Origin of the sequence: Kitasatospora sp. NPDC058478, assembly GCF_042720345.1 — a bacterium.
Classification (GTDB): domain Bacteria; phylum Actinomycetota; class Actinomycetes; order Streptomycetales; family Streptomycetaceae; genus Kitasatospora.
Genome location: NZ_JBHXML010000029.1, coordinates 60,038 through 75,442, shown reverse-complemented (window position 1 = coordinate 75,442; position 15,405 = coordinate 60,038). Strand labels below are relative to the sequence as shown.

Genomic DNA, 15,405 nt, shown 5'->3' with positions numbered 1-15,405 from the left:
TGTCCTCACTCAGGGTCCGCGCCCTGGATCGACGTACCGGGGGCGAGAGTCTCCTGGCTTCCGGGTCGGACGCACCCCCGGGCCTTCCAGCGGCTTCTGACGGTCCGCCGTGGCAATGTTCCGAGCGTGCTCCCCGGTGACAGTGGCGGGACCGCGCCGGACTCGCACCGGCTTCCTCTGCATGCCTCCGTTTGGCCCCAGGATCCCATCACGCGGCCGAACCGGGAGTCAACCGAGGTCACGGAGGGGTTGGTCACACCTCGGAGCCCTGTCGCCGGTGCCGTTCTCGCCCGCCCGAGGCCCGCCTGACGCCCGCCCCGCCCGACGCCCCGCCGTGACCCGGACGGCCCAGCCCGGTGGCCGCCCGCGCGGCCCCCCGGTGAACTGGTGCCCGAACACCGTCCGAGCACCGCCCGGACACCGCCCGGACACCGTCCGGTCCAAGAGCAGCCAAGACCAGCAGAGCGGGGAGCGATATGCGTTGGGGAACCGCGGCCGTCGTGGCGGCCGCCGTCGTCGGCGCCGGGGCCGCCGTCCTGGTGATCGGCCGTCGGGCCTCCGAACGGCTGGTCCACCCGGCGAGCGCCGTCCGGGAGTCGGGCCCCGTCCTGGTGCGGAGCCTCGCCGCGGGCCGGATCACCTTCAACCGCCGCCCCGAGAGCCTGCGCCCCGGCCGCTGGGCCGTGGAATGGGACGACCACGGCCACGCCGTCGTCGAGGACGTCCTGCACAGCGACGAGAACGGTGTCACCCGCCGCCTCGTCCGCGCCGACCGGGGCACCCTCACCCCCGGCACCGAGGTCCGCTTCACCCCCCGCGTCCACCTCGGCGACCCCACGGAGGCGCTCGGCCTCCCCTTCACCGACACCGCCGCCGACGGCGAACTCGGCGCCCTCCCCGCCTGGCGCCTCGACGGCAAACGCGGCACCTGGGTGATCCTCGTCCACGGCCCCGGCGCCGACCGGCAGCAGACCCTCCCGGTCCTCCCCGTCCTCGACCGCCTCGCCCTGCCCGCCCTCGCCGTCACCTACCGGGGCGACCAGGGCGCCCCCGCCTCGCCGGACGGGCTCGGCCACTTCGGCGAGACCGAGTGGCGCGACGTCGAGTCGGCGGTCCGGCTCGCCCTCGACAGCGGCGCCGGCCGGGTCATCCTGTACGGCTGGTCCCTCGGCGCCACCATGGCCCTCCAGACGGCCTCCCGCTCCGCCTGGGCCCATGCCATCAGCGGCCTCGTCCTGGACTCGCCGGTCCTCGACCTGCCCGCCACCGCCCGCCGCGGCGCCGCCCGGGCCGGCTACACCGGCGCCGCCGCCGAGCTCGGCGCCCTCGCCGCCGAGGGCCGCACCGGCGTCGACCTCGCCGACTTCAGCCGCATCGCCGAGGGCGCCGACCTGCGTGTCCCCACCCTCCTCCTGCACAGCCCCGACGATCAGGTCGCCCCGTTCCGCGCCGCCGAGCGCCTCGCCGCCGCCCGCCCCGGCGTGGTCAGCCTCCGGCCTTTCCCGGGCGCCGACCACGCCACCCTCTGGAACTCCGCCCCCACCCACTACACCGAACTCCTCCGCCGCTGGCTCACCCCCCTTCTCTGAACCCAGCCCCCCCGCACGAGAAGTCACACCGACAGGGCCTCTGTACGAAACCCGGACCTCACCCGTCAGCCACGGAGTGTGACCGGTCGGGCGGGTAGCGCGACCGCCGCCGCAAGGGTTGAGCCGGGATGGCATGCCCCCGCCACCTGTTTCCGGCCAGGCGGTTTGCCTCTGTTGCCCGATTGTTGCCCGATCTTGGGGAGGCGCCGTCGACGGCCGCCCGTCCGTACAGCCAACCGGATGTGACAGAAGGCCGGTACAAGGGGAAGACTGCTCGACGTGACGTCTCGGAATCCGCGCGACCGTGATGCCCCGCTCCCTCCGACGATCGGTACTGGTGCGACGGTGACCCGTCTCCCCGGTACGGCCCACCGGCCCGCCGCCGGCAAGCCGGGCGGGGCCGGGGTACCCCGCCGACGAGGGCCCGCTGCGGCGCCCGGTCGGGGGAGGGTTCCCGTACCGGAGGGCTTCCCCGCGCCGGCCGAGCTGGCGCCGCTGGCCCGCCGGATGCTGGTGGACGCCGTCCGGATCGCCCGCTGGGCGGGGGACCTGGAAGAGGTCGACAAGCGGGGCGAGCTGCTGCCCGACGACGCCCGTGCGGCGGGTCGGGCGCTGGCCATGACGGTCGGCGCCGCCGCCAAGGCGTGGGGGCAGGCACTGCTGGTCGGCCTGGTGGAGGCCAGGGACGGCGGTGCGGTCCCGGGCTGGCGCCTGCACGCCTGGGAGCACGACGACGAGGCGGTGGTCCGCGGCTGGTCGGCGCTGTTCGACGCCTGGACGCTGCTGGCCCCGGTGCCGCCGGCCGCCCTGCGGGGCGTGTTCGCGGTGCTGGCCGGCCAGGCGGTGGACCAGGCGCCTCAGTTGCTGTCGTTCCTGCACCTGGTGGCCGGTCCGGTGTCGGACGGCGAACTGCTGGAGCTGCTGCGCCGGGGTCTGGACGAGCGCCGGGTGGGTGGCACGGACGGTTCGGGCCTGTCGCCCGTGCCGCACGCCGCCTCGGCGGTGTCGGCGGTCCGCGGCACGTGCCGGGAGCCGCAGATCGACACCCCGCCGTCGCCGGCGGACGTGGCCGCGGTCCTGGACTGGATGCTGGACGGCCTGGCGGCCGTCGGGGCCGTGGTCCGCAGGGACGAGGCCGCCGAGCTGTCGCCGCTGGGCCACTGGGCGGTGCGGGCGAAGCTGGAGGAGATCTGCACGGTCGCGCAGACCGCGGCCGGGCACATCGAGCAGAGCGCCTTCGAGCTGTTGAACGCCTGCGCGGACTACTCGCCGGGCCCGGCGCGGGCCGAGTTCCGCGCCTGGGTGGCGGCCCGTCCGGCCGATCGGGCGGTGGCGGAGCTGCTGGACGCGGCACAGGGGGACGACGCGCTGGTGCGCGGGCTGGCCTTCGAGGCGCTGCGGGTGGCCGGCGGCCCGGCGGAGCAGGCGGTGCGGGGGTCGGTGGACGAGCCGGTGCTGCGCCCGTACGCGCTGCTGTGGCTGGCGGAGCGCTCGGACGAGGGGGTTTCGCCGGCGGACGTGCTGGGGGCGGAGGACGCGGCCTGGCTGTGGGTGGACACGGCGGCGGCGGTGCTGGACCACGGCGAGACGGAGCTGCTGGTGGGCCACGTCGAGGGCGCCGCGGCGGGCGATCCGGTGCGGCTGTTCGCCCGGGCCCGGCAGTCGGGGCACCCGCGGGCGGCCTCGGTGCTGTCGGCGGTCTCGAGCGTGCACCCGGATCCGGGTGTGGCGCGGGCGGCCCGCCGCTCGGCGTTCAGCGTGCACACCGGCGGCGCCTAGCAGCGCCCGCCGACGCGTAGCAGCGCCCGCCGAAGAGCGAGCACAACGAAGAGGGGCCCGGATCGACTGGATCCGGGCCCCTCTCGCGTACGGGAACGACTAGCCGAGGCGGGACTCCGCCCGCCTGGCGCGGACGTCGCCGACCTTCTGTCCGACCTTGCGCCGGATGACCAGCAGCGGGGCCATCGCGGCGAGCGTGATCTGGGCGAAGGCGCCGACGTGCATCAGGGCGTCGCCGCCGGGCAGGCCGGTCGCCCAGGCCGCGAGGCAGCCGATGGAGACGACGATCCAGCACAGCGTGGCGGTGGCCAGCAGCCCCTGGGGCTTGGGGTACTCGATCCGGCTGACCATGAGGTACGCGGCGCCGAAGATGGCGAGCAGACCGGGCAGGAACGGCGGGTCGAGCAGCACGATGGCGATCACCGTCATCGCGCCCATCGGGCAGGGCATGCCCTGGAACACCCCGGGTCGCATCTTGACGGCGGAGAAGCGGGCGAGCCGCAGGACGACCGCGAGCAGGACGGTGATCGCGATGAGCGCCGAGAGCTTGCTGTTGGAGCCCTGGGAGACCATGCCCCAGACGGCGACGAAGTAGGCCGGTGCGATGCCGAAGCTGATCAGGTCGGCCAGGTTGTCCAGTTCCGCTCCGAGGGCGGAGGAGCGGAGCTTGCGCGCCACCAGCCCGTCGAAGAGGTCGCACATGGAGCCGATGAGCAGCAGCGTGACCGCGGTGGCGGCGCTGTGCCGGTCGGGTGCGGCGTCCGGGTTGGTGATGTGCGGGACGAGGACCCCGGTGGTGATCGAGTAGATCGCCAGGAAGCCGCAGACGGCGTTCCCCAGGGTCAGGAAGTCGGCGGTGGACAGGTGCTGGGGAGAGCGCGGGGCGCGCAGCTCGCGGTCGCGCGCCCAGCGGCGACGGCGCAGGGCCGTCTCCTCGTCGTCCAGGCCGACGATTGTCTCAGGATCAGTCACGGTCAAGGCGCGTCACCCCGGCTGTGGTCTTCTGGCCGACCTCGACGCCGACCTCGACGCCGGCCGGCAGGTAGGTGTCGACCCGGGAGCCGAACCGGATCAGACCGATCCGGTCGCCCTGCTCGACCTTGGTACCGGCGGCGACGTACGGCACGATGCGACGGGCCACGGCCCCCGCGATCTGCACCATCTCGATGTCGCCGAGCTCGGTGTCGAAGTGCCAGACGACCCGCTCGTTCTGGTCGCTGTCCTTGTTGAACGCGGGGACGAAGCCGCCCGCGACGTGCTCGACCGACGTCACCGTGCCGGGCAGGGGCGCGCGGTTGACGTGGACGTTGAGCGGGCTCATGAAGATCGCGACCCGGGTGCGGCCGTCCGGCCAGGCGTCGATGCTCTGCACCACGCCGTCGGCGGGGGAGATCACTCTGCCCGCGCCGATCTCACGCTCGGGGTCGCGGAAGAACCACAGCATGCCTGCGCTGAGCGCACAGGCGGGTACCGCTGCCAGGGCCCACTTGCCGCTGCGCCGGGTGAGGGCGGTGGTCACGGCGGCCGTGGCGAGGGTGGGGACGAACCAGGGGGTGGCTCCGCGCGCGATGGTCACGCGGGGTCGCCGACCGGCCGTCGTGGCTGCGAGGGCATCGCGGTCCGTGACGGAGGTGTGAGGGGACGGGCTGATGGGCATCGAAGACCTTTGTCGCGGGGGATCATGGCCGCTGGACGGGGGCCACCGCGGGATCGGGTAATAGAGGGACGGCTTGCTGTCCCGGTGGATGCTATCGGGAGCACACGGTGGGTGGGCAACCCGCCTGCTCGTTCACGTGTCCGGTGGAAGCGCGTGTGCGCGTCCCACCTCTACGACCGTAGCTCGCCCCGGTCCGGTTCCCAAGGGACCGGACGGGGCTGGTGACACTTGTCTCAACAGGCCCGTCGGCGGAACCCGGTGGGCGGAACGGGCCGTTCGCGGTCCGCCGGGGGCGCGGGACACGGCCTGTCGAGGGTGTGCGGAAGCGGCCGCGGGGCGTGTCGTTGCAGCTGTACGCCCCGCGGCCGCTCCCGGAGGGCCGTGCCGGACCCAGGCGGACCAGGCCGGGGTCGTGATGGGCACGGCGGGTGGCCGGGACGGGCCCGCACGCCCGTCGACCGGCGGTTCGGAAGGGGTCGTCCAGCCGGCCCGGAGCGCCCCGGGGGCCGCTCGTCGAGCCGGGGTGACCCGGTGCTCACTCCGCGATCCGGTACTCCTCCAGGAGCCGGCGTCCGACGATCATCTTCTGGATCTCCGCAGTTCCTTCACCGATGAGCAGCATCGGGGCCTCGCGGTAGAGCCGTTCGATCTCGTACTCCTTGGAGAAGCCGTAGCCGCCGTGGATGCGGAAGGCGTCCTCGACGACCTCCTTGCAGTACTCGGAGGCGAGGTACTTGGCCATGCCGGCCTCGAGGTCGTTGCGCTCGCCGCCGTCCTTCTTGCGGGCGGCCATGACCATCATCTGGTGGGCGGCCTCGACCTTGGTGGCCATCTCGGCGAGCTTGAACTGGATGGCCTGGTGCTCGGCGATCTTCTTGCCGAAGGTGGAGCGCTGCTGGGCGTAGGAGATGCCGAGTTCGAAGGCGCGGCGGGCGACGCCGCAGCCGCGGGCGGCGACGTTGACGCGGCCGACCTCGACGCCGTCCATCATCTGGTAGAAGCCGCGCCCGGGGACGCCGCCGAGGATGCGGTCGGCCGGGATCCGGACGTCCTGGAGGACCAGTTCGGTGGTGTCGACGCCCTTGTAGCCCATCTTCTCGATCTTCCCGGGCACGGTGAGGCCGGGGACGGTCGGGTTCGGGCCGAATCCGGGGGTCTTCTCGATCAGGAAGGTGGTCATGTTCTTGTACGGGGTGCTGCCGCCCTCGTCGGTCTTGCACAGGACCGCGACGAGGGTGGAGGTGCCGCCGTTGGTGAGCCACATCTTCTGGCCGTTGAGGACGTAGAACTCCCCGTCCTTGACGCCCTTGGTGGAGATGGCCGAAACGTCGGAGCCGAGGCCGGGCTCGGACATCGAGAACGCGCCGCGGATTTCCCCGGCGGCCATCTTCGGCAGGAAGTGGTCCTTCTGTTCCTGGGTGCCGTGGGCGTTGATCATGTGCGCCACGATGAAGTGGGTGTTGACGATGCCGGACACGCTCATCCAGCCGCGGGCGATCTCCTCGACCACCAGGGCGTAGGTGAGCAGCGACTCGCCGAGGCCGCCGTACTCCTCGGGGATGGTGAGGCCGAAGAGGCCGAGCTGCTTCATCCCCTCGACGATGGCGGTCGGGTACTCGTCCTTGTGTTCCAGCTCGGTCGCGACCGGAATGATCTCCTTGTCGACGAAATCCCGCACGGTGGCGAGGATGTCCCGCTGGATCTCGGTGAGGCCGTCGGTCTGTGCCAGGCGTCCCATCGTGCGGCTCCGAAAGGTTTGAGGGGGCGGGGGGGGGGGATTGCCGGGGGCCCTGCCGGCGTGGCTGCGGCAGCAGGGCCCCCGTTCCGGGTGGGGGTCGGCCGATGACGGCGGCCGGCCCCTCCGGGGTCTGGGGAGATCCCGGGGCCTAGGGAATCCGGGGCCCTAGGAAAGGGGAGTCGGGCGGCCGGGCTGCTCGCCGCCGCGCTCCTTGATGTACGTCCCGGTCGGCACCATCACCTTGCGGCGGAAGATGCAGACGACCGTGCCGTCCTGCTTGTACCCCTTGGTCTCGACGTACACGATGCCGCGGTCGTCCTTGGACTTGGACGGCCACTTGTCGAGCACGGTGGTCTCGCCGTAGAGGGTGTCGCCGTGGAAGGTCGGTGCGACGTGCCGCAGCGACTCGATCTCCAGGTTGGCGATGGCCTTGCCGGAGACGTCCGGGACGGACATGCCCAGCAGCAGCGAGTAGATGTAGTTGCCCACCACCACGTTCCTGCCGAAGTCCGTCGTCCGCTCGGCGTAGTTGGTGTCCAGGTGGAGCGGGTGGTGGTTCATGGTGAGCAGGCAGAAGAGGTGGTCGTCGTACTCGGTGACGGTCTTGCCGGGCCAGTGCTTGTAGACCGCGCCGACCTCGAACTCCTCGTAGGTGCGTCCGAACTGCATCGCGGCGGGCCTCAGCTTTCCGGGATCTCGAACTTGGTGGTGCGCTCCAGGCCGGCGGCCCGGCCCTTGCCGGCGATGACCAGGGCCATCTTGCGGCTGGCCTCGTCGATCATCTCGTCGCCGAGCATCGCGGAGCCCTTGGCGCCGCCCGCCTCGGAGGTGCACCAGTCGTAGGCGTCGAGGATCAGCTCGGCGTGGTCGTAGTCCTCCTGGGAGGGCGAGAAGATCTCGTTCGCGGCGCCGACCTGGTCGGGGTGGAGCACCCACTTGCCGTCGAAGCCGAGGGCGGCGGCGCGCCGGGCGACCTCGCGGTAGCCCTCCTGGTTGCGGATCTGCAGGTACGGGCCGTCGATGGCCTGGAGGTCGTTGGCGCGGGCGGCCATCAGGATGCGCATCAGGATGTAGTGGTAGGCGTCGGCCGGGTAGCCGGCCGGCTGCTCGCCGACCACCAGGGACTTCATGTTGATGGAGGCCATGAAGTCGGCGGGGCCGAAGATGATGGTCTCCAGCCGGGGCGAGGCCTCGGCGATGGCGTCGACGTTGACCAGGCCCTTGGCGTTCTCGATCTGTGCCTCGATGCCGATCCGGCCGACCTCGAAGCCCATGGTCTTCTCGATCTGGGTGAGCAGCAGGTCGAGCGCCTTGACCTGCTCGGCGTCCTGGACCTTGGGCAGCATGATGCAGTCGAGGTTGGGGCCGGCGCCCTCGACGACGGTGATCACGTCGCGGTAGGTCCAGTGGGTGGTCCAGTCGTTGACCCGGACGACGCGGGTCTTGCCGCCCCAGTCGCCGTTGTTGAGCGCGTCGACGATGTGGTGGCGGGCGCTCTCCTTGACGAGGGGGGCGCAGGCGTCCTCCAGGTCGAGGAAGACCTGGTCGGCGGGGAGGCCCTGGGCCTTCTCCAGGAAGCGCGGGTTGCTGCCGGGCACGGCGAGGCAGGAGCGGCGCGGGCGCAGACGGTTGACGGTAGCCATGAGGGTGGGTCGGTTCCTTCCCAGTGGTCAGCTGGTGGGCGCGGGTGCGGGCGTCCAGGGCTGGAGCTTGTTGGCGAGCCGGATCTCGTCCACGATCCGGCCGATGATGGTGGTGATGCCGAAGTCCTTCGGGGTGAACACGGCGGCGACGCCGGCGGCCTTGAGGGCCTCGCCGTCCGCTGCCGGGATGATGCCACCCACGATCACCGGGACATCCTGCACCCCGGCCCGGCGCAGCCGGCGCAGGACGTCGGGCACCAGCTCGCAGTGGGCGCCGGAGAGGATCGACAGGCCCACGCAGTGCACGTCCTCCGCGACGGCGGCGGAGACGATCTGCTCGGGGGTCAGCCGGATGCCCTGGTAGACCACCTCGAACCCGGCGTCGCGGGCCCGGACGGCGATCTGCTCGGCGCCGTTGGAGTGTCCGTCCAGGCCGGGCTTGCCGACCAGCAGGCGCAGTTTGCCGGAGCCCAGTTCCTCGGCGGTGGCGGCGACGGCGGCGCGCACCGCGGCCAGTTCCCCGCCGGGTTCGGCGGCCACCGCGACCGGGGCGCCGCCGACGCCGGTGGGCGCGCGGTACTCGCCGAAGACCTCGCGCAGGGCGAAGGCCCACTCGCCGGTGGTGACGCCGGCCCGGGCGCAGGCGAGCGTGGCCGGCACCAGGTTGGCGTCGGTGGCCGCGGTGGCCTTGAGCTCGGCCAGCGCGGTCTGGACGGCGGCCTCGTCGCGCTGTCCGCGCCAGGCCTCCAGGGCGGCGAGCACGGACTGCTCGGAGGCCGGGTCGACGACCATGATGGCGGTGTCGAGGTCGGCCGTGAGCGGGCTCTCCTCGGTGGTGTCGAAGCAGTTGACGCCGACGATCTTGTCCTCGCCGGACTCGATCCGGGCCCGCCGCGCGGCGTGCGAGGAGACCAGGTTGGACTTCAGGTAGCCGGACTCCACGGCGGGAATGACCCCGCCCATCGCCAGCACCTTGGCGATCTCCGCCTCGGCGCCGGCCAGCAGGTCGGCGGTCTTGGCCTCGATCACCTCGGAGCCGTTGAAGAGGTCGCCGTACTCCAGCAGGTCCGACTCGTAGGCCAGCACCTGCTGGATCCGCAGCGACCACTGCTGGTCCCAGGGCCGGGGCAGGCCCAGCGCCTCGTTCCAGGCGGGCAGTTGGACGGCGCGGGCGCGGGCGTCCTTGGAGAGGGTGACGGCCAGCATCTCCAGGACGATCCGCTGGACGTTGTTCTCCGGCTGGGCCTCGGTCAGGCCGAGCGAGTTGACCTGGACGCCGTAGCGGAAGCGGCGCTGCTTCGGGTCCTGGACGCCGTAGCGCTCCAGCGTGACCTTCTCCCACAGCTGGGCGAAGGCGCGCATCTTGCACATCTCCTCGACGAAGCGCACGCCGGCGTTGACGAAGAAGGAGATCCGGGCGACCACCTCGCCCATCCGCTCGGCCGGCACCTGGCCGGAGTCGCGGACGGCGTCGAGCACCGAGATGGCGGTGCACATCGCGTAGGCGATCTCCTGGACGGGCGTGGCCCCGGCCTCCTGCAGGTGGTAGCTGCAGATGTTGATCGGGTTCCACTTGGGGATGCGGCCGACGGTGTAGGCGATCATGTCGGTGATCAGGCGCACCGAGGGGCCGGGCGGGAAGACGTGCGTCCCGCGCGACAGGTACTCCTTGACGATGTCGTTCTGGGTGGTGCCGGTGAGCTTGGCGATGTCGGCGCCCTGCTCCTCGGCGACCACCTGGTAGAGCGCCAGCAGCCACATCGCGGTGGCGTTGATCGTCATGGAGGTGTTGGTCTGTTCGAGCGGGATGCCGTCGAACAGGGTGCGCATGTCGCCGACGTGGCCGACCGGGACGCCGACCCGGCCCACCTCGCCGCGGGCGAGGAGGTGGTCGGAGTCGTAGCCGGTCTGGGTCGGCAGGTCGAAGGCGACGGACAGGCCCGTCTGGCCCTTCGCCAGGTTCCGCCGGTAGAGCGCGTTGGAGTCGCTCGCGGTGGAGTGCCCGGCGTAGGTGCGCATCAGCCAGGGGCGGTCGCGCTCGTGCTGATCGGTCATCGGATGGGCCTCAGACGTTCCGGAAGCGGTTGATCGCCGGCAGGTGCAGCTCGCGCAGCGCGTGGTCGCGCACGCCCAGGCCCTCCTCCGGCGCCAGGCAGAGCACGCCGACCTTGCCCTGGTGCTTGTTGTGGTGCACGTCGAGGGCGGCCTGGCCGGTCTCCTCCAGGGAGTAGACCTTGGACAGGGTCGGGTGGATCTTGCCCTTGGCGATCAGGCGGTTGGCCTCGAAGGCCTCGCGGTAGTTGGCGAAGTGCGAGCCGACGATGCGCTTGAGCGACATCCACAGGTAGCGGTTGTCGTACTGGTGCATGAAGCCGGAGGTGGAGGCGCAGGTGACGATGGTGCCGCCCTTGCGGGTGACGTACACCGAGGCGCCGAAGGTCTCCCGGCCCGGGTGCTCGAAGACGATGTCGACGTCCTCGCCGCCGGTGAACTCGCGGATCTTCGCGCCCAGGCGCTTCCACTCGCGCGGGTCCTGGGTGTGCTCGTCCTTCCAGAACCGGTAGCCCTCGGCGGAGCGGTCGATGATCGCCTCGGCGCCCATGGCGCGGCAGATCCCGGCCTTCTGGTCGTTGGAGACCACGCAGATCGGGGTGGCGCCGCCGGCCAGCGCGTACTGGGTGGCGTACGAGCCGAGGCCGCCGCTGGCGCCCCAGATCAGCACGTTGTCGCCCTGCTTCATGCCGGCGCCGTTGCGCGAGACCAGCTGGCGGTACGCGGTGGAGTTGACCAGGCCGGGGGAGGCGGCCTCCTCCCAGGTGAGGTGCTTGGGCTTGGGCAGCAGCTGGTTGGTCTTCACCAGGGCGATCTGGGCCAGCCCGCCGAAGTTGGTCTCGAAGCCCCAGATGCGCTGCTCCGGGTCCATCATCGTGTCGTTGTGGCCGTCCGGGGACTCCAGCTCGACGGAGAGGCAGTGCGCGACGACCTCGTCGCCGGGCTTCCAGGCGTTGACGCCGGCGCCGGTGCGCAGCACCACGCCCGCGAGGTCGGAGCCGAGGACGTGGTACGGCAGGTCGTGGCGCTTGGTGAGCGGCGACAGTCGGCCGTAGCGCTCCAGGAAGGAGAAGGTGGAGACCGGCTCGAAGATCGAGCTCCAGACGGTGTTGTAGTTCACCGCGCTGGCCATGACGGCGACCAGGGCCTCGCCGGGGCCCAGCTCGGGCAGGGCGACCTCGTCGAGGTGAAGGGACTTGCGGGGGTCCTTGTCGCGGCTGTCGAGGCCCGCGAACAGCTGCTCCTCGTCCTTGTGGAGCGTCACCGCTCGGTAGGACTCGGGAAGCTTGACGGCGGCGAAGTCCTCCGACGTGGCGTCGTTGCTGAGGATCGCGTCGAGGATTTCCTGCATGGCTGCCTCCGAAGGCGTACCTGTGTGAGGGCACAGGGCGTCTGGGGTAGCCGGGAGCGGACACCGGCTTCGCTGAGGTGGGTGGTGGTGGTCGGGCTGGGCGCCCGGGGTGGACCGGGCCGAACGCGCACTGCTCCCGGGGTGTGGGAACGCCGGACGACGGCGCGCCGAGGTGGGGAGCCGCGGCGCCGCGACTGGTGAGTAACAAGGTAGTGGCACCCTGTGCCACTCGTAAAGACACCGGGTGTCACGAATTCCGGCGCCCTGGAGCGGCCCTCGAACGCGCTGCGGCGGACGCCGAAAGGGCCCGCGCCGACTGCTCGACGCGGGCCCTCGATATCGCTCTGACCTGGCTAGATGGTGACCTCAGGACTCCCTGGCGCCACTCAGTGCGGCCCGGATGCTGTCCACCACCACGTCTAGCGGAGCGTCCGTCCGGGCGACTGTGATGAGCACCTCACCTCCAGGACTGGCACTCAGTGCGCTCTCGGCCAGCACGTCACCGGGAGCCCCATTGGCACCCGGTGCCACCAGGGAGCCGCGGCGTCTGGCACCCGGCGTGCTGGCGGCCCAGAAGGTCCGCCGGATCACCTCGAAGGAGTGGTCCAGCTGCGCCTCCACGTCCCCGCGCCCGCCGGCCCGCAGCCAGCGCCGCAGCACGTGGTTGTGCGCCGCGACGACCGCCGCCGCCGACACCTCGGCCAGCATCGAGTCGTCCTCGCCGCCGCGCTGCCAGCCCGACGGGATGGACTCGCCGGTGTCGAAGCGGCCCAGCAGGTACCGGGTGAACAGCCGCTCGTACCGGGCCACCACGGCGATCTCCCGCTCGCGCAGCGCCGGGACCTGACGGATCAGCTGGTACCGCGCGACCGACACCCCCGGCGTCGAGGCGTACATCCGCAGCACCTCCTTGATGCCGCGGCAGACCACGTCCAGCGGGTGCTCCTCCGGCTCGGCGCTGGCCAGCAGGTCGGCCACCCGGACGAGGGTGTCGTCGTGGTCCGGGAAGATCGCCTCCTCCTTCGACCGGAAGTACCGGAAGAAGGTCCGCCGGGCCACCCCGGCGGCGGCCGCGATCTGGTCGACCGTGGTCTCCTCGTAGCCCTGCGAGGAGAACAGCTCCATCGCGGCCGTGGCCAGGTCCTGACGCATCTGCTGGCGCTGCGCCGCCGCCCGGCGGCTGCCCGGCCCCCCTTCCGGCCCGGTGCCCCCGGTCGAGGAGGCCGTCCGGTCGGCGCCGCGCGGTCCGGCGGAGTGCTGCGGGGTGGCTGACTGAACCCGATCCATGTCCGGAACGCTACACGGCCCCGGCGGTTCGGCCGCGGCCCTTCCCCGACGGACCGGTGCGACCGGGCCGGTGACGGCCGGTCTGGGCCAGCGCGCGGACACCGTCCCCGGGCTCCAGCCCGGTCTGACCGGGCCCGACCCGGCCGCGGACGGCCCGGCCCCGGGCGGCGCCGCCTCGCGCGCGGCGGCGCCCCCGGCAGCTGGCGTGGTCACCGGCGCGCGTGGTCGCGGAAGCCGCGGCCGGTCTTGCGGCCCAGGCAGCCGGCGGCGACCAGGTGCTCCAGCAGCGGTGCGGCCGCCAGGCCCGGCTCGCGGAACTCCTGGTGCAGCACCTGCTCGATGGTCAGCGAGACGTCCAGGCCGACCACGTCCAACAGCTCGAACGGGCCCATCGGGTAGCCGCAGCCCAGCTTCATCGCGGTGTCGATGTCGTCCACCGTCGCGTAGTGCTCCTGGAGCATCCGCACCGCGTCGTTCAGGTAGGGGAAGAGCAGCGCGTTGACGATGAAGCCGGCCCGGTCGCCGCACTCCACCGGGTGCTTGCGGACCTCGGCGGTCAGCTCCAGCACGGTCGCGGTGACGTCCGGCGCGGTCAGCACGGTGGAGACCACCTCGACCAGCTTCATGGCCGGCGCCGGGTTGAAGAAGTGCATGCCGATCACGTCCTGCGGCCGCGAGGTGGCGGTCGCGCAGCTGATCACCGGCAGCGAGGAGGTGGTGGTGGCGAGCACCACGCCCGGCCTGACGATCTTGTCCAGGGTGGCGAACAGCTCGCGCTTGACCGCCAGGTCCTCGGCCACCGCCTCGATCACCAGGTCCACGTCGGCCAGTTCGGCGTACTGGCCGACCGGGGTGACCAGCGCCAGCGCGGCGTCCCGCGCCTGCGCGCTCAGCCGGCCCCGGTCGACCGCGCGCGCCAGCGACTTCGCCAGCTGCGCCTTGGCCCGGTCGGCCTTCTCCTGGCTGCGGGCGGCCAGCAGCACCGGGCGGCCGGCCTTGGCGAAGACCTCGGCGATGCCGGTCGCCATGGTGCCCGAGCCGCAGACGCCGACCGTGCGGACCTCCCGGCCCGCCACCGCGGGCCGCGCCGGGCCGGTCGCCGCGTCGACGGCCCTGGACGAGCCGGGCGCCTCGTAGGTGTAGAAGCCGCGGCCGGACTTGCGGCCCAGCAGCCCGGCCGCGACCAGCTGGCCGAGGATCGGGGCGGGCGCGTGCAGGCGGTCCCGGGACTGCTCGTACATCGCCTCCAGGACGGTCCGCGCGGTGTCCACGCCGATCAGGTCGAGCAGCGCCAGCGGGCCCATCGGCAGGCCGCAGCCGAGCCGCATCGCGGCGTCGATGTCCTCCCGGGAGGCGTACTTGGACTCGTACATCGCGGCGGCCTGGTTCAGGTACGCGAACAGCAGGCCGTTGACCACGAAGCCGGCCCGGTCGCCGGCCGCCACCGGCTCCTTGCCGAGGTCCCGGGCGAACGCGGCGGCGTCCTCGGCGACCTGCGGGGAGGTCAGCACCGTGCGGACCACCTCGACCAGCTTCATGCTGTGCACCGGGTTGAAGAAGTGCAGGCCCAGCACCCGCTCCGGGCGGGCGGTCGCGGCGGCGATCCGGGTCACCGAGAGCGCGGTGGTGCCGGTGGCCAGCACCGTCCCCGCCGGGCAGATCCGGTCCAGCTCGGCGAAGAGCTCCCGCTTCAGCTCCAGCTGCTCGGGCACCTCCTCGACCACCAGCTCGGCCCCGGCGGCGGCCGACAGCTCGTGGCCGACCGAGATCAGCGCCAGCAGCGCGGTGCGCTCCCCGGCGGTGATCCGCTCCCGGTCGACCGCGTGCGCGGTCGCCTCCTCGATCCGGGCCAGTGCCCGGGCGGCAGAGTCCTCGGTGGCCTCGATGCCGATCACCCGGCGGCCGCTCCTGGCGACGGCCACCGCGACACCGGCACCCATCGTGCCGAGGCCGACGACGGCGACCGTGGAAAAGGGACGCTCCATCTGTCCTGACTCCTAGTCCTGAAGGGCCCGCGCACGCCCCGGCGGGCGGGCCGCCGCGCCCGCGCGTGCGGCGGGGGCGGCCGCCGCCGGGGGAGGGTCCGCGCGCGGGGCTGGGGAGATGACGGGTTCCGGCACACGGCCCCGGCGGCCGGTCCGCTCCGGCCGAACTGAGGGGTGTGCCGTGGTGCTCAGGCGCTCAAGGGTGAAAGGAAGCGGCTCTGATACGAGGAAGGAGACCCGGCCCGCCGCGGTTCGCGGCGCCGGCCGGTGAATGACGCACCGCGCGCCCGCCGTGGACACGGCGACCGCAGGCCCCCGCCGGTG

11 protein-coding genes and 1 riboswitch are annotated in these 15,405 nt (G+C 72.6%); of the genes, 2 read left to right on the top strand and 9 right to left on the bottom strand.

Going from position 1 to position 15,405, the window contains the following annotated elements; translation table 11 throughout:
* Positions 1-46: 46 nt before the first annotated feature.
* A riboswitch (cobalamin riboswitch) is annotated at positions 47-179 on the bottom strand.
* Between the two features lie 297 nt (positions 180-476).
* Positions 477-1,589, top strand: coding sequence for an alpha/beta hydrolase family protein (locus tag ACFWPT_RS18155; protein ID WP_380425517.1), 1,113 nt, complete (start codon positions 477-479; stop codon positions 1,587-1,589).
* Between the two features lie 345 nt (positions 1,590-1,934).
* Complete coding sequence (locus ACFWPT_RS18150) at positions 1,935-3,368, top strand: hypothetical protein (RefSeq protein ID WP_244293475.1); 1,434 nt, start codon at positions 1,935-1,937, stop codon at positions 3,366-3,368.
* Positions 3,369-3,467: 99 nt separating this feature from the next.
* Here the strand turns inward: ACFWPT_RS18150 and ACFWPT_RS18145 are convergent, their stop codons facing one another.
* The 9 genes from ACFWPT_RS18145 to ACFWPT_RS18105 all read right to left on the bottom strand — a co-directional run bounded on the left by ACFWPT_RS18145 (position 3,468) and on the right by ACFWPT_RS18105 (position 15,081).
* Complete coding sequence (locus ACFWPT_RS18145; protein WP_030059975.1) at positions 3,468-4,346, bottom strand: CDP-alcohol phosphatidyltransferase family protein; 879 nt, start codon at positions 4,344-4,346, stop codon at positions 3,468-3,470.
* Positions 4,333-5,025, bottom strand: coding sequence for a phosphatidylserine decarboxylase (locus ACFWPT_RS18140; RefSeq protein WP_371519410.1), 693 nt, complete (start codon positions 5,023-5,025; stop codon positions 4,333-4,335). The genes ACFWPT_RS18145 and ACFWPT_RS18140 overlap by 14 nt, the downstream gene beginning before the upstream one ends.
* A 535-nt stretch (positions 5,026-5,560) precedes the next feature.
* On the bottom strand, positions 5,561-6,763 hold the full coding sequence (locus ACFWPT_RS18135) for an acyl-CoA dehydrogenase family protein (RefSeq protein WP_063349591.1): 1,203 nt from the start codon (positions 6,761-6,763) through the stop codon (positions 5,561-5,563).
* A 165-nt stretch (positions 6,764-6,928) separates the two neighbouring features.
* The gene (locus ACFWPT_RS18130; protein WP_380376418.1) at positions 6,929-7,432 is read right to left on the bottom strand and encodes a MaoC family dehydratase; all 504 of its coding nucleotides are present in this window, start codon (positions 7,430-7,432) and stop codon (positions 6,929-6,931) included.
* Between the two features lie 11 nt (positions 7,433-7,443).
* A complete protein-coding gene (locus ACFWPT_RS18125; protein WP_363369053.1) occupies positions 7,444-8,406 on the bottom strand; it encodes a CoA ester lyase in 963 nt (320 codons plus the stop codon).
* Between the two features lie 27 nt (positions 8,407-8,433).
* Positions 8,434-10,461 (bottom strand): protein meaA, encoded by a 2,028-nt coding sequence (locus ACFWPT_RS18120; RefSeq protein WP_063349594.1) that lies wholly within the window; start codon positions 10,459-10,461, stop codon positions 8,434-8,436.
* 10 nt (positions 10,462-10,471) lie between these two features.
* Positions 10,472-11,809: a crotonyl-CoA carboxylase/reductase gene (gene ccrA, locus ACFWPT_RS18115; protein WP_380376421.1), complete on the bottom strand. Its 1,338-nt coding sequence runs from the start codon at positions 11,807-11,809 to the stop codon at positions 10,472-10,474.
* A gap of 366 nt (positions 11,810-12,175) precedes the next feature.
* Positions 12,176-13,096 carry a TetR family transcriptional regulator gene (locus ACFWPT_RS18110; protein ID WP_371519426.1) on the bottom strand — a complete coding sequence of 307 codons (921 nt, stop codon included), beginning with the start codon at positions 13,094-13,096 and terminating at the stop codon, positions 12,176-12,178.
* Positions 13,097-13,305: 209 nt separating this feature from the next.
* Entirely contained in the window at positions 13,306-15,081 is a 1,776-nt protein-coding gene (locus ACFWPT_RS18105; protein ID WP_380482705.1) for a 3-hydroxyacyl-CoA dehydrogenase family protein, read from the bottom strand.
* Between the last annotated feature and the right edge of the window lie 324 nt (positions 15,082-15,405).